This window comes from Variovorax sp. PBL-E5 (genome assembly GCF_901827185.1).
Classification (GTDB): Bacteria; Pseudomonadota; Gammaproteobacteria; order Burkholderiales; family Burkholderiaceae_C; genus Variovorax.
Genome location: NZ_LR594672.1, coordinates 399,882 through 413,423, shown reverse-complemented (window position 1 = coordinate 413,423; position 13,542 = coordinate 399,882). Strand labels below are relative to the sequence as shown.

Sequence of the window (13,542 nt, the reverse complement as noted above, 5' to 3'; positions counted from 1 at the left end):
TACCCACCATCTTGCGCCGGTCTGCGTGGGGGAAAAATCCGCAAGCGTGGCGGCGTGACGTCTCTAGACGCCTCAGGACACTAACCTGAACGAAAGAGAACATGCCGCTGTATCGCGCCACCTTCGAACGAACAAACTGGGGCTTTCGGCCCCCACTGAAGCAGTCCTCCGACGTGCTGCTGCAAACGGACATCCCCTACGATGATGACAACTTGGCCGCCTTCGAGGAGGCACTCTGGGTGGCCATGCGGGAGCAGAACCCTCACTGGTGCAACCCGGCGGGGCCGAAAGGTGCCGCAATGGGCTGGTCCAGCGTTATGGGCTCCGGCAAGGTCGAGCGGGTCGACGAGGATGCGCACATGGCCGTTGTCTGGCACATCCCTCAGAGCGCATGGCTCAAGGCGGATGGCGAGACCGCGACGGTGGACGTCGACGAGGCCGGCCGCTTCTCATCTGCGCAAATCCTCGAGCTGCAGGCAAAGTACCCGGGCGAGCGCTATTCGATGGTCATGCCCAAGCTGCTGGCAGAAGTCTATCGCGGCCCAGCGCCGAAGGATGGTTGCGGAGGCTGGGAGCTCCAGGTCCGCTTCGATGAGTTCGTCGTCTGGGGATGCGGTCCTCGCCGCCCGGATGGACGCGGGGCCTTCGAGACGGTGACGCTGGCCAAAACCGGCGGGGGTTTGCTCTCCATGGAGTTCGAGCTGCCGGAACACACCGAATACCGTCCGGACCCTCAGGTGTACGAGCGCAAGAGCTCATGGGCTTGGCGCTTCATCCACGGAGGCGTGGGGTTCGGTGAACCCTGGAATCTCGCCGAGGGCCCTGAAGAGGCGGTCACCGCCGCACGGGAGATTGGCGTCAAGGAGATGCGCCGTGACGGTCACCACTATTGTTGGATGTTCCTGGCCTCAAAGCACGCCGTGAACCTCAAGGACACTCGCTCGGGCCCTGCGCCCACCTGTATCTTCGACTGAAGTCATTCCCTGCGCCAGCCCTCACCGGCTGGCGCCTTTTTTCGTCCCCACGGACGTGAAAAAGACCTCCGGAGAGGTCTTGGAATGAGGCAAGCAGGCTATGTCGGCAGCAGATTCTGCGGGTTGGCTGCATAGCGTTTGCGAATCTCAGCCATCGTGAGATGGGAGAAGTCGGGGTATTCGAAGCCTGGGAACAGCACGGCGAGCGCTGCCTGCAGCATGCCGTCGTCGTCGTAGATGTCGGACAGGCGTTCCGAATTGGCAAAGCGGGCCAGGTAGGCTTCCGCGCGCAGGATATTCATTTGAAGTCTCTCCAGTGTGGTCCTGCTTCCGTGTAGCCAATGCCTAGGGCCCCGACGTGCGCCAGCTATACGAAAGCAGGAAATACAAAAGGAGCTCTTCATGACCCCAACGGAATATCGCAACGAACGTCGCCGGCTTTCGGCCTCCCTCAACCGCCTGCTGCGCGCCCACCTCATCGAGACCGGGTTCCGGGAAGGCCCCATCGGCCGCAGCAAGCCGGTGAAGGCCTGGGTTCCGCGCGGCAAAGGCTCGCCTGGCTTGCCCAGCTTCCAGACATTCGTCCTCCGCGGCGGCTTTGTCGTCAAGGAGTTCATGGGCTTCGTGCAGGGCGGCGTGATTGTCGACTGCGCCAACGGAGGCCTTTCAACGCTCGACTTCGGCGACATGCCCCTGGAAGACCTGTTCAGGCTCAACGTCTGGGCGGAGCGCCAGTTCGCACCAGCACCCGGACACGTCAGAAAGCGCGCATAGCCGGCGTCTGCCATCATTCAGCGAGACCCCTCGGGTCTCGCTTTTCCTTGGTGGCAATCAACCTATAACGCAACCTCTCCGGTTGCTCTATAGACCCACAGAGAGCGGTTGTGTTATAATGGAAAAACCCGTAGGCAACGGCGCCGTCAGGTGCATTGTAGCTGCCACGGAGACGCACTGTTTCGATTATAGGGCTACTAAATCTCCGGGTAAGTACCTATAAGATTTGCAGACCTATACAAACGGACCTTTCCTAAAGCCTATCCACCTACCGGAATCCCTCATGAAGAAGTCTCTCCTCGCCCTCGCCGCTATCGCCGCCTTCGGTCTTTCGCTGGGCGCCCACGCCGAAACCTACGACGGCGTGCATGTGTCCGCCTCGAGCAAGAACCGCGCTGAAGTGAACATCGAAGCCGTCGTTGAAGCCAAGTCCATCGACCTGGCTGCCGAGCCCGGCCGCGGCGTGCTGACCGTCGCATCGGTTGCCAGCAAGGAAGCCGTGCGCGCCCAGGCCGTGGCCGCCGCTCACGCTCCGGACCAGAACGTGAAGCCCAGCTCGCGTGTGAACAGTAAGGTCGTCTCGACCTTCAACCATACGAACATCGCGTCGAAGTAATCGGCAGCGGCATAGCTCGCACCGCAGCAGCCAGGGGCCGACCCGCGCACTCGCGCCGGTCGGCCCCTTCTGCATCTGATTTTTTTAGAGGCCAACCCAGCACCCTGCATTAGCTAACGAAGGGTGATGCCGGCCTCGTGCTTCATGTACTCCACCTTGAAGACGTTCCGAGACTCCTTTCCACTGGGCCAAGTGGCGTGATAGCGGTATGTGCCTATCAATAGCGCGGAAGGCTGGACGAGGATACTCCAGCCTGCACATTTGTCAGGGTTCCAAGGGTCGGCGTTCCGCGCCCTGCAGACCTGCCAATCAAAGTCACTGATGAGGCGAATGCTTGCGCCCGGCGGGTCCGAGGTAACCTGGTAATCTGAACCTCCCGCAGCTAGGCAGCCGTAATGAAATGCATAGATAGGAAGCTCGCGTTGCTCTCCGGGAGGAAGCGAAGTTAGATACCCCGCCCAGCGCAAAGCAAAAGTCCTCTCGAGCGCCAGCCATTGCCTCCGCGCAAATCGGCGGTCGTCACTCGTATACAGTATTGTCAGGCCCGCATCGGTATGCAACGTTGGTTGCTGCTGCAGGCGGCGCTCGATGTTCTCGAGCACTAATGCCTCCAGGGCGGTTAGCACAGGCTCGAAGACATTCTCAGGAAACCTGGCACTGCGGACCACTTCGCGCCGCTCTGCGATGTCCAAGATGCTAACTTCGGTCCAGGTCCAAACGCCCGGATGGATTACGGAGAAGCAGTAGGGCTGTTGGTCCTTCAGCGCGCACTTCGCATAGCTTTCGACGGACAAGTACTCTTCGTCATCCCCGACCGCCGCTATCGTGGTCGCTCTAAGCGCTTGGTTGGGTCCGGGCAAAGGTTGACCCGCGTACTCGCACACGGACTGTGAATGAAACGGGAAGCTGCGAATGGGCCCCTGCGGCATAGCCGTGCGCTCGATAACACGGTAGAGCTTCACGGTGTCATCAGCCTCGGAACGGCCACCAACGTCTGCGAGAGACGGGAGGGGCAGAAGTGCCAAAACGAGCGTGCACGCCAGTGGCCCTCTGCTTCGGCATGAATCCATGGCACACCTCCGTCGATTGCGACGCGTGTAACGAGTAATTTTGAGCCGAGAACTCGGCGGTTGCAAGGCAGTAGCTCCCCGTTAAGCGCCGCGACACGTACTCCGCCGATTGTCCGCATACAAAAAATTGGCCCACCGTTTCCGGGGGGCCAATCAAATGAGGACAAGCTTGAGAGTAAGGCCTAAACCGTAGCGGCCGCAGCCTTTTCAGCCATGGGCAGGGGCAGCACCTCGAGCACCTCGCGCCAGAGCTGCGACCATTGCGGCCAGGCATGGCCCCCTGGTGTCGTGAACACACGGCCTTCCGGCAGCGCGTCCGCGAGCACCCGATGGTTGCTTGCAAAGCGGTCGTCCAAGCCGTAGCCGAGATACACCGGAGGCAGGCCGCTGGAAGCGTCTGCTTGGGTGTAGCGCTTGAGCAATGGCCACAGCTTGCGGTCGACTTCCTGGTCCGGCGGAGGCCCTTCGGGCACTTGCCAGCTCCGCAGGCCACCGGCGGCTTGGATTGCCGCGGCGATAGGGCGCCGGCCGAGGTACGGGGCAATCGTGACGATGCCGTCGACCGCGCCCGGGTAGGCCAGTTCATGAATCAGCGCGCCAAAGCCTCCGATGGAGACACCGACGAGCCAGATGGACTTGTAGCCTGCCTCGCGCTGCGGCCGGATGACGTCCAGATGCAGCCTCTCGACGAAGCTCTGGTCGTAGTAGAACGCGACGTTGGCGTCCACCAGGAGGGCATCGACCGCGAGGTTCCGCTCCTTGACAGCAGCGATGATGCCTTGGCGTTCGAACTCCTCCGGCTGGAGGAACGCGCCCGGCAGGAAGACGAGAAGCGTGTCGGAAAGCGTGGTCGCACCTTTGGCAAGCGCTGTGTGCGCGAACCTGCACTGGAGGGTGTGGGTCATGGGAGTCCTTGGATGCGCCTGCGGGTGCTGGCGCCTGAGGTTGAACAAGAGGTCTTCTTCCTGTAGCGAGTGCCCCCGCTCGGCTCCGGTGGCGCTCGACCTCGCCTCCCAGGAACGCTAAGATTTCGCACCACGACCAGGAGATATGGCATGACGCTGGACGAATACTCGGAAGCCGCGAAGAAAATCTATGCGGAGCAGCAGGACATCGCCCAAGCGATGTCGCAGCTCGCGCTTTCGGCCAAGGCGATGCCGCCCAACCCTGAGTTTTTGGAGCTGATGACGCGGCAATGGGGGCTTGTGCAGCAAATAGCCTCCCTGAATACACAGCTGGCCATGGGCGTGATGGCCCCCAAAAAGTAGCGGGTCGCTGACCGCCGGTGACCGGCGCCACAGTCGTTCGGGGCGCGTCCGTGCTCTACGGTCCAGCTTGGCGGCAGCTCCGGTGACCGTCATGCGCGAAAATGCGGACATGAAACTTCTGGCGCTTCCAACATGCTGCCGCGGCGGCGATAGGCCCGTGTGATGAGCCGGGCGTCCGACAAGCCTTCTACGACATGGGCACCCAGCACCGCCACGGTTGGCGGCAAACCCACCTGGACCCTGGCACGCGACAGTGCGCAGGACCTCCCGCTGATGCTGCAATGTTGCGAAGCTGAACTGCGCAACATGGCAGACCATGGCGTGGTCGCCGCCCCGTTCTACTTCGAGCGGGTGGCGATTCTCTTGCGCAAAGCCAAGCGCTACAAAGAAGAGGTCGAGATGTGCGAGCGGTACGCAGGCGCGATTGAGCAGTACTACCAAGAAACTTCTTCTTTGGAGCAAGCTGACGTCCGGCAGAGTCCCTGGTACCGCGAATTGCCGGCGCGCTTGGCCAAGGCGCGCGCGTTACTTTCGACCAGCGGCTAGCGGCCGCTCCCTACTCGCGGGCTCGGGCCCGCCCCACCAATCACCGCACATGTGCTGGCCGAACGGATAAGAAAAGACCGCCTCGGGACGGTCTTTTCGCCCTGGGCGCAGCGCCAACTGAACAGCGCGCTCGAAGGGAAGTTTTTCTCCTCGTATAGGCACCGAGGAGACGGCTGCTGCTAGCCAGGGCCTGGGGGTCGCGAAGCCGGCGGCTCCCGCCATCTCTTGGCGCGGTCGCGTCAGCCCGCGAAGTTGAGCTTGAGCGTCGGTCCGCGGGGCACCTGCAGACGGCGCGCCGGCGGAACCAGGCTGAACGCTGCGCCGCTGGGCATGTTCAGCAGCCCCTGCGCATCCAGCTCCAGGAGCGGCGCTTCCAGTTCGGGGTACGGGTACACGACCTGACCAGTCTTCAGCAGCCGCAGCGTCGCCAACGCGGCCGCACTCAGGCGCCCGAGCTCAGGGTTGTACAGCGTGGGGTTCTGCCTGCGCGCCTCGCGCCAGGCGACCACCTCCGACCACTCCCGCTCGCGCCGGGCAAATCCCTCAGCATCAAAGCGCCAGCCTCCGGGCTCGATACCAACCGGCTCTCCCTCCGATGCCGCCACCGGCTGGGCGAGCTCCTTCAACAGTAGAGGCATGGTGGGACGGAGTTCAGGCTGCCCCTTTGGGCCCTGAGGTGCTCCGCTCCACACCAGGACCTCATCCCCCTGCTCAGGCCGGAGAAACCAGCGCCATGGGGATTCATGCAGCGCCAAATGCAGCGTTGCGCCTTTTCGGAAGGCGTCGAGCAGGGCGAAATCGTGTGCCGTCCGGAACCCCTCCCAGGGGTCTCGGCGCTGATAGGAGCAATGAATGTCGACAAGGTATGGCATGGTCCCCTCGGAAAGTCGGAGCAATGCCACGTGTAGTTCTGGCGAGAAAACCACACAGCTCCGCCGAGGCTGCGACCAAGCGGACCCCTGGTTACGCTGGACGCAACCTTTTATACGGCCGTTGCTACACGGGGTTTCAGCCTCCGAAAGACAACCGTGTCCCCCGCCCTATCCGAAGAAGCTCAAAGCCGAATCTCCCGGGAACTCGAGGCGCTCGTGCGCCGCTACCATGCGGCCGGCATCGCGCCAGCTGCCCTTAAAGCGGAGCTGCGCAGCCAGGTGGAAGCCTTGAACGAGCGGGCGCCCGGTACCAGCCCTGAAGGGCTCGAAAAACTACTTCGTGAGGCCCGACGACTGCACGATGCCGGAGATGAGGCGGCTCATCGAGACGCCGCAGCGGCCTGGCTCGAGGCCGCGCATCAGGCCCGCGTCGGTTGCGTGCTGCGCTTCGACTGCTTCCTTGTTCCCAAGCAGATGCTTCTGGACGCCTTTCGCATCATGTGGCGCCCGGGCTCGGATTTGTCGGCAGCGCAGCTGTGCTTCGCCGGTCCGACGGATGGCCACGTCTCGCGCCGTGACGTCAAGGAATTCTTCCTGGAGCTCGATGACCGGTTCCAGGTCGTGAAGCCTGGCTACAAGCTGCAGGTGCTGTTCCCGAAGCGGTTCGACCAGGCCGGGCGGCCCATCCCTCTCCAGAAGGCGCGTTAAGCGGCGTGGCCGGTCCGGTTGCTACAGAAGGCAGGCCGCTGCTCCGCGCAGCACTCGCTTAACGAAGGAAACACCATGCCTGATACCACCCCCTGCCGCGGCGCCGGCGCCCCACTCGACCTCGAAGCTCTCGAGAACCTAGCCAACGCTGCCACCAAAGGGCCCTGGAAGGTCCGCAGCTCCCCGGGACTTCCGAGCTTTGTCTCGGCACCGCGCGAGAACCCGCGTCACGGCTACGACATCGAGGTGCTCGGTGAGGACGAGACGCAGTACTCGACCCGGGATGCCGACGTCGCTTACATCGCCGCTGCACAGCCGCAGGTCGTGCTCGAGCTCATCCGTCAGCTGCGCGACGCGCGCCGCCTGCACGACATGCTCTAGCCCTTAGCCCGAGCTGATTCTCGCCCCTAAAGAACCTGTTCTTTGGGGGCTTCTCTTTGCGCTGGCTGCCGGGACTGCGCTATTGGCATGGAAACGTTTGTTCAAGACCGCGGAGTAGCTCAAACTCGGCGTGCAATTTCGTCATATCCGTGGATTTGCCGATTGCGCGATTCTCCGCTGTAACCTTTGCCAAGCGCGCGTCGAGAATTTGCGTGAAATTCTGTGCGTTCATCGATAGCGTCTCTGGCTGGCAGTACAGCGGTCGCACCTTGTTGTAGGTGTTTGTCTCGTTTGCCCAGCCAAAGCCGGTTCCAACACCAGATATGTAGAGCAGCATCGCTGGCTTGTCGCGAGCCGATTGCATCGCCGCCTGGTACTCGCTAGCCAAGACCTCTGCGGTTGCGGATATCGAAAGCGCTGCACCGAGCACGGCGACGGCCACGGCCCGATAGGCCATCATTCTTTTCATACGTCCAAAGTCCTTGTAAGCAGGGCGGCGCTTGGAAAAATGTCCAGATGCTCTTGTATCACGCAAAAACCAGTGATTCCCGATGCCTGTGCGTGCCGCGCACGACAGAAGTCCCAAGTCGTGACTTTCTCGCGTGGAGTCGAACAGCTAGGCACTAGCGTCGGTCACCTGGTCTGGACGCGGTGACTACAAGATTTACCCAAAGGACAACCACCAAAGGAAACCGCCATGCGGACTGTTCAGCAACTCATCGACGCCGGCTTCACGCTCTCTCCCGCAGAGGACGCCATCGGCTGTTCGGAGCTGTTTTCGCCGAAGCCGTTCTTCTACTACAACCCGAAATCTTTGGAGAGCATCAACGACATCTACTCGGGCCTCGAGACTGCCAAGCCGACCGAGTACGGTCACCGCTTAGTGCTCGCAGGCAGGTACAGCCCTTCGGACGTATTCCCGTTTAACGTTCTCGACGAGGAACGCCGCGAGTTGTTGGATGAGGCCTACCAGCGCTACTGGACCCACACGAACGATGCCGCCCGAGCAAAGGACGACTTCTCCGATGTCCTGCGAACGGACGAACCTTATAAGTTTTGACCATTCCCGAAAAGCGCCAGCTCATCTGGCGCTTTTTTCTTGGTCGGGCCGCAGCGCCCCTCTCGATGCCGACGGGCTCGGCCTGGCGCCCGGCGCCAGCCGGTGCGGGCCAGCCTTAACCGGCACAAGAGTGGCTGCTAGCGGTTAAAAGGCGGGATAAGGGGCATAGAAATGCCTGTTAACCCGCGGCCGGCATTTGGCAGCGGCCTGGCCATTGTCGTTTCCCTAGACAACGCAGGACAACAACCCTCAGAGGAACAAATGGCTACTCAAACCCAAACGGTTTTCAAGACCCAGGTGCTTCAGGCCCGTCGCGAGGTGAACTACCGCGATGTTGCCCACGGCATCGTGGTCTACAAGGACCATCGCATCTGCGCGGCCCAGCCGCCGGCGGACCCGTCGTTCAAGGCAGGCTTTGAGTTCAACACCACTACGGAAGGCTTCGCGCGCGAGGCGAACCTGCTTGACCATCTCAACACCGGTGCACCGCTCAAGGATTTGTCGTCAGTCTGCTTTGTGGACGATGAAGTCCTGCGAGCAGGCGCGGTGAAGGGCTTCTCCGGCATGCTGGAAGCACTGCAGAAGACGGCGCGGCTCACGAAGCCCTACTCGTGCTTTGTGTCGGGCGACGCCAACTCCAGGCACCTCGTGCGCATCGAAATGGGGAGCCACCAGGTGTTCACAATGGACGGTCTCCCGCGACCGATGGGGATTCACTTCGACTACATCGTTGGCATGATGGACAACCGGTCCTACGACCTCGAGCTCGCGCTGCACCTGCTTGAGGCCAATCCTCGGGTGCACTTCGAGACCGACCGGTCCGGTCGCAAGCTTCAGAACATTCCGTCGTACAACGCTGAAGACGGCCGGACGCAATGCTTGGAGTTCATCTTCGAGCCGACGGTCGAAGAGGCGGTGCGGATTCGGGACTGGCACCTCGCGCGCGACACGAAGCGCGCGGCCGGCGAAGAGCACGAGGCAATCTTTGTCCTTGACCTGCTCGGACTGCGCAAGGCAGGAGCGGCGCGATTCGACACGTACGCCGGCGTATACGACTGAGGAACTGCAGCGATGAGCTTGACCGCACGGGACAAGGCAATTCGAGGTGCAGGGCGCCGTCGCTTCATCGCGGAAGTAGTGACCGCTAGGCGAGATGAAGGCGGAGTGCTCGACAAGACCACCAACCGTCGCCTTGCAAAAGCGTTGAAGAACGAAGCGAAGTTCGCTCGACAAGCGCGACGCTAGCCGTCGCAGCGTCATTCCAAGACCGCACCAGCTCACGCTCGGTGCGGTCTTTCATTTCTCAGGCCGGTCAGAAAATATGGGAGTGTCCGCCGAGGACATGCTGGGCGTTCCGCGACCTGAACGTGGGCCGCTCCCTCGACGAGGTGCTTCGCATCCTGGACGGCGCACCAGGGGGCTTCGGCCAATTATCAGATTTCAGATAATCTTGAGTAATTCCCGGCGGCGCCCTCCCCACCGGTGACCTCCCCTCTTTTGGCGCATGGTTGGGAAGCGAAGTGCTTTAGGGCGAGGCGTGGCTAAAGAGGGTCGATAGACGGTGGCCGACTCCCCTTGAGGCCACCATGGAAATCCAAACCCTGACGCAAGTCCAAACGCTCGACTCCCATCGCACGCTGCAATACTGCCGGGTGGCCCCGGGCTTCTTCGCGTTCCGCGACGAGTTCAACTGCGCCGGCGTGCCCCAGTTGTCTGCGGGGCTGGCCCCGCACATCCCTGCCAAGAGCGCTGCCGAAGGCGTCGCACGGCTAGAGGACATCCGCGCTCACCTGGAACATGGCGCAGCCCTTGTAGCCATGGAGAACGTGTTCTTCCTGGATGCCGACAAGCAGGCTGCGGCAGGTCGCGAAGGGTTCGAAGCCCTGGGTGACAGCGAGCCGCATCGTGCACTCACGCCATTCACGAGCGTCACGCAGGGTGAGTGCGACGCGGACCACCTGTGCGTGGTCGACCCGGACGCCAAAATGCTCTTCACGCTCGCCGGCGAGGTCATCCAGACGGGCGTCAGGTTCGGTGACCCCGCCTCCATGATGACAACCGAGTTCTTTGACCTGGAGCTCGGCCTGGAAGTGCTGAAGCGCAACCCGCGCGTCCACTTCCACCCGCAAGGCGGTGGCGAGCCCCGGGTGCAATGCTTCTCGAGGGCCAACAGCTACCCGGCCCACTACGTGCTGCACTTCGTGTTCGAGCCGACCTTCGCCCAGGCCAACCGGATGTGGGCCTGGCACAAGGCCAAGGCAACACCCGGAGCGGCCTACTCGCCGCAAGAGGCGGCCCTTGCGCTGGATGTGCTGGGCCTGCGCGTTGCCGGCGCGGAGCGTGCAGAAGTCGACGCCTGAACGGCTTTGTTTGGCTTCGGCAGCAGGCGCCGGCGCGTATGCCCCGGCTAAAATCGTGCCCTCCCCTACCGCGCGCCTATAAGGATTTGCGATGAACGCCAAAGGCCCTGAAACAGGCCGCCTAGACCGTCAGCCCATAGTTTCAAAAATTGACCGGAACCCTGCTGGCGGCGTCCCGGCCCCCGAGGACAACGCGCTCAACCTGGCCGCCCAGGCTTGGCTTCAAAGCTTGCCATTCGGCGTACGACCGCGCCACATCCAAGTGCGGTTCCCGCGCATCGCGAACACGTTGTCCCTGCGCTGGAACAGCGAAAAGCTGATTCGCGAATGCTTCAAGGCATTGCTCAACCCGCAGCGGGCTTTCCGGATTCCCTTCCCTCCTCTCATCGAAGAGGAGCTGCGCGCGTTGGCCGAGTACCGCGGCCTCAAAGAGCCGCCGACCGTCAGCTTCGACGAGTTCCTGGAGGCAGAGTCCGAGACTGCTGCGCTCGCTGCGGCCTAGGTTCGTTGGTTCATCCGTTTGCGCCTGAGTACGAAAGTAGTCGGAGTGGGCGGCCGCCTCCGAAAAAGAGCCCAGGTGCGTTGGTCGAGGCCCACAACGCGCCCTTTGGCGGTGTTCACGCGCGCCGGACGCCGCTAAGCTGACGCGACCGACAGCTAAGCCGGAGGGGCGCATTTGGCAGCAAAACCAGGGGTTCGTGATGGTGAGAGCACGCGGGAAGCCGTTTTGGAGGCTCTGCGTAGGGCGACTGGGCCAATAGACGGCTACGGCATCGCCAAGGCCGCAAGGGTGAGCCCGCTCCAGGCCGGCAGGGCCTTGGAAAAGCTGGCTGCGGACGGACTTGCGGTCAAGGAAGACGAGCTCGATGGTCTGAGCGACCCCTCGGCCTCCTTCAGGCCCGTGGCCTAGAGCGACGCGGCAAGCTTGGCGGTTGCGCCGGCGAGCCTTGGGAACAGGAACTCGATGAGCCGGACCGTGGCCAGCTCTGGCTTGGGGTCCACGATGCGCTCTGCCTCGCGGGCGCGGTGTTCAGCGGCCTTGGTTTCCCAGGCGGCGTAGTTCCGAGCTTTGCGCAGTTGAGGCACCAGGCCGTAGACGCGTAGCGCCTCCCCCACGTACTCGAGGTACGGCATGACACGCGTGCGGTCACTGCGAGGGAGCGTCTCGTGCAGGACCTGGATGAGGCTGCTGAACTTGTAGCCGACCGGACGCCCCGCCTGGAAGGAGTAGAGAACCTTGAGGACGGTCTCTGGCAGCAGATGCGGGTACGCCGGCAGTTTCAGGTCCGCCTCCTCGAAGCGAAACCCGAGTTCTTCCCACTCCTCGCCTGGCACTTTTCCGTCCCCTATAGCGCGCAGCCACGTGTCTCGGAAGCGCTCACGAAGGGCCTCAGCCTCATCGGTGTCGTACCACCACGGTTGTTCGACCGGTGCGATATAGGGGTTGGGCCCTGCTGCATGCTCGGCCGCGCGCAGCTTCTCCCGCGCGCCCTCGAAGTCGAAGTAGAAGGCCGTCTGCGAGGCGAGGTCGAGCGTCAACTCGTCGAAGCTCACGAGCTTGCGCTGGAGGTCGGAGACGGCGGAGCTGTCGGTCGCGGAAAGCGGATACCGCCAGACGCAATCGAGCATGAACTTGCCATGCTTTTTAGACGCTTCGACTGTTTCGGCAGTAACGACTAGGGCGTTCTGATTGTTGTTGAAGTAGATGTCGTCTTGGGTCATCTTGCGGATGCCTTCGTCGAAGTTTGCGAACACCCAGACAAGCAGCGCGCCTTCCTTACGGTAGAACAACCGGCGCCCGACGATGACGTCCAGGTAGGTTGATGACAACTGGACCTCAAACGCAACGCGCATGCCTTTGTGCTCCGCTCGAACGTCAGGGCGACGCATCTCCCCCGTGAGCTTTCCCTTCCAGGACGACTCAACCTCAGTGTTCGTGAATGCCGGGTCGACTTCGGTGCACTGCGCTATCCACTGCTTCATCTGGTGATGCAGCTCACTTTCCTTGGCACCGTTGTAGCGGATGGCGTCTATTTCGTCACGCGTAAGGTGAGCGCCGGTGTCGATGGGGCAGCCCCCAAGCTCGTGCACATGCCGAAAGTAGAACTGCTTCTGCTTGTCCATGCAATTGAGCTGGACCCCTACCCCACAGAGGGGGCAGGTGTACAGCGGGCGACCTTCGAACTGACGCTCCTTGAGCGTGCTGCGAAGAACGACGGCTGCGTCGTAGTCAGCGCCAATCGCCTGATTGGCTGAGAGAACGCGGCCCGACACCATGTCCAGGACCTCGGCAATCTTCGGCTTGCGAACTGCGAACGACATCTGCTGCTTCCCAATTTTGGCGACAGGAAAAGTCTACGCGCAGAGCGGCCGCGGCCACCGGAGTGTTTCTTACGAGGCGAGCTTGAGCGCCGGCGCGCGGCAAGCTGAGGACTTGCGCCTTCGTCTTGAGTCGTAGTAGAGGGCAACGAGCACTGCCCTCCCGGCACGGCGGGCGGGGATGCCATAGGCAAAAGAAAGCCCCGCTCGACGAGGGCGGGGCGTGGGAATCAGGGGCACGTTGCAACAGGCGGGTCTGTCGGCTTGGCTGGCGGGATGACTGTCATCGCTACGCCGAGGGCGGCGAGCCGGTCGCCGATGCGGTCGAATCTGAGCGTCGAACGTACAGTTGTGCGCTTTGTGCCGCCCTCCTCGAGCAGTTGGAGAATGCGGCATGCCGCGGGTGAGCTGCAACCGGCGGCGCGGAGCACGTCGAGGAAGGCCTTGCGGGCAGTCGGAGCGCCGACGAACTCCAGCCCTACTCCATCATGCGGGTCATACGGCCAGTCGGCCGTGAAATGTCTGCCGAACCTTGGTCGGTGCATTGGCGTCCTTCGGGAAAGTGGTTCTTTCCACGTGTAGCGACAACACCCC

The 13,542-nt window shown here is 62.4% G+C and carries 18 protein-coding genes; 12 read left to right on the top strand and 6 right to left on the bottom strand.

The window, feature by feature from the left end; all coding sequences use genetic code 11:
* Positions 1-101: 101 nt before the first annotated feature.
* Positions 102-974 carry a hypothetical protein gene (locus WDLP6_RS29775; protein WP_162570902.1) on the top strand — a complete coding sequence of 291 codons (873 nt, stop codon included), beginning with the start codon at positions 102-104 and terminating at the stop codon, positions 972-974.
* Positions 975-1,072: 98 nt separating this feature from the next.
* Here WDLP6_RS29775 and WDLP6_RS29770 read toward each other — a convergent pair whose 3' ends face one another.
* The gene (locus WDLP6_RS29770; RefSeq protein WP_068674159.1) at positions 1,073-1,276 is read right to left on the bottom strand and encodes a hypothetical protein; all 204 of its coding nucleotides are present in this window, start codon (positions 1,274-1,276) and stop codon (positions 1,073-1,075) included.
* A 100-nt stretch (positions 1,277-1,376) separates the two neighbouring features.
* Here WDLP6_RS29770 and WDLP6_RS29765 point away from each other — a divergent pair, with 100 nt between their 5' ends.
* Positions 1,377-1,748, top strand: coding sequence for a hypothetical protein (locus tag WDLP6_RS29765; RefSeq protein ID WP_162570901.1), 372 nt, complete (start codon positions 1,377-1,379; stop codon positions 1,746-1,748).
* Between the two features lie 283 nt (positions 1,749-2,031).
* A complete protein-coding gene (locus tag WDLP6_RS29760; protein ID WP_162570900.1) occupies positions 2,032-2,364 on the top strand; it encodes a DUF4148 domain-containing protein in 333 nt (110 codons plus the stop codon).
* Positions 2,365-2,477: 113 nt separating this feature from the next.
* On the opposite strand, the gene WDLP6_RS29755 is transcribed toward WDLP6_RS29760, so the two are convergent.
* Both WDLP6_RS29755 and WDLP6_RS29750 read right to left on the bottom strand, forming a co-directional pair.
* Complete coding sequence (locus tag WDLP6_RS29755; RefSeq protein WP_162570899.1) at positions 2,478-3,326, bottom strand: hypothetical protein; 849 nt, start codon at positions 3,324-3,326, stop codon at positions 2,478-2,480.
* A gap of 290 nt (positions 3,327-3,616) precedes the next feature.
* The gene (locus WDLP6_RS29750) at positions 3,617-4,339 is read right to left on the bottom strand and encodes an alpha/beta fold hydrolase (RefSeq protein WP_232076901.1); all 723 of its coding nucleotides are present in this window, start codon (positions 4,337-4,339) and stop codon (positions 3,617-3,619) included.
* A gap of 150 nt (positions 4,340-4,489) precedes the next feature.
* On the opposite strand from WDLP6_RS29750, the gene WDLP6_RS29745 reads away from it, so the two are divergent.
* Together WDLP6_RS29745 and WDLP6_RS29740 are read left to right on the top strand one after the other, a co-directional pair.
* Positions 4,490-4,702 carry a hypothetical protein gene (locus WDLP6_RS29745; RefSeq protein WP_068674170.1) on the top strand — a complete coding sequence of 71 codons (213 nt, stop codon included), beginning with the start codon at positions 4,490-4,492 and terminating at the stop codon, positions 4,700-4,702.
* 162 nt (positions 4,703-4,864) lie between these two features.
* Positions 4,865-5,248 carry a hypothetical protein gene (locus tag WDLP6_RS29740; RefSeq protein ID WP_162570898.1) on the top strand — a complete coding sequence of 128 codons (384 nt, stop codon included), beginning with the start codon at positions 4,865-4,867 and terminating at the stop codon, positions 5,246-5,248.
* Positions 5,249-5,487: 239 nt separating this feature from the next.
* Here the strand turns inward: WDLP6_RS29740 and WDLP6_RS29735 are convergent, their stop codons facing one another.
* Positions 5,488-5,886 (bottom strand): hypothetical protein, encoded by a 399-nt coding sequence (locus WDLP6_RS29735; RefSeq protein ID WP_162577725.1) that lies wholly within the window; start codon positions 5,884-5,886, stop codon positions 5,488-5,490.
* A 390-nt stretch (positions 5,887-6,276) separates the two neighbouring features.
* On the opposite strand from WDLP6_RS29735, the gene WDLP6_RS29730 reads away from it, so the two are divergent.
* Both WDLP6_RS29730 and WDLP6_RS29725 read left to right on the top strand, forming a co-directional pair.
* Positions 6,277-6,828 (top strand): hypothetical protein, encoded by a 552-nt coding sequence (locus tag WDLP6_RS29730; RefSeq protein WP_162570896.1) that lies wholly within the window; start codon positions 6,277-6,279, stop codon positions 6,826-6,828.
* Between the two features lie 75 nt (positions 6,829-6,903).
* Positions 6,904-7,209, top strand: coding sequence for a hypothetical protein (locus tag WDLP6_RS29725; RefSeq protein ID WP_162570895.1), 306 nt, complete (start codon positions 6,904-6,906; stop codon positions 7,207-7,209).
* A 79-nt stretch (positions 7,210-7,288) separates the two neighbouring features.
* Here WDLP6_RS29725 and WDLP6_RS29720 read toward each other — a convergent pair whose 3' ends face one another.
* Positions 7,289-7,678 carry a hypothetical protein gene (locus WDLP6_RS29720; RefSeq protein ID WP_068674180.1) on the bottom strand — a complete coding sequence of 130 codons (390 nt, stop codon included), beginning with the start codon at positions 7,676-7,678 and terminating at the stop codon, positions 7,289-7,291.
* Positions 7,679-7,906: 228 nt separating this feature from the next.
* Between WDLP6_RS29720 and WDLP6_RS29715 the strand changes: the two genes are divergently transcribed.
* From WDLP6_RS29715 to WDLP6_RS29695, 5 genes are all read left to right on the top strand, one after another.
* Positions 7,907-8,269 carry a hypothetical protein gene (locus WDLP6_RS29715; protein ID WP_162570894.1) on the top strand — a complete coding sequence of 121 codons (363 nt, stop codon included), beginning with the start codon at positions 7,907-7,909 and terminating at the stop codon, positions 8,267-8,269.
* A gap of 261 nt (positions 8,270-8,530) precedes the next feature.
* Positions 8,531-9,328: a hypothetical protein gene (locus WDLP6_RS29710; protein WP_162570893.1), complete on the top strand. Its 798-nt coding sequence runs from the start codon at positions 8,531-8,533 to the stop codon at positions 9,326-9,328.
* 12 nt (positions 9,329-9,340) lie between these two features.
* The gene (locus tag WDLP6_RS29705; protein ID WP_157103371.1) at positions 9,341-9,514 is read left to right on the top strand and encodes a hypothetical protein; all 174 of its coding nucleotides are present in this window, start codon (positions 9,341-9,343) and stop codon (positions 9,512-9,514) included.
* Between the two features lie 341 nt (positions 9,515-9,855).
* Complete coding sequence (locus tag WDLP6_RS29700) at positions 9,856-10,629, top strand: hypothetical protein (protein ID WP_162570892.1); 774 nt, start codon at positions 9,856-9,858, stop codon at positions 10,627-10,629.
* Positions 10,630-10,720: 91 nt separating this feature from the next.
* Entirely contained in the window at positions 10,721-11,131 is a 411-nt protein-coding gene (locus tag WDLP6_RS29695; protein ID WP_068674188.1) for a hypothetical protein, read from the top strand.
* 404 nt (positions 11,132-11,535) lie between these two features.
* Here WDLP6_RS29695 and WDLP6_RS29690 read toward each other — a convergent pair whose 3' ends face one another.
* Complete coding sequence (locus WDLP6_RS29690) at positions 11,536-12,951, bottom strand: DUF6035 family protein (protein WP_162570890.1); 1,416 nt, start codon at positions 12,949-12,951, stop codon at positions 11,536-11,538.
* Positions 12,952-13,542 lie beyond the last annotated feature (591 nt).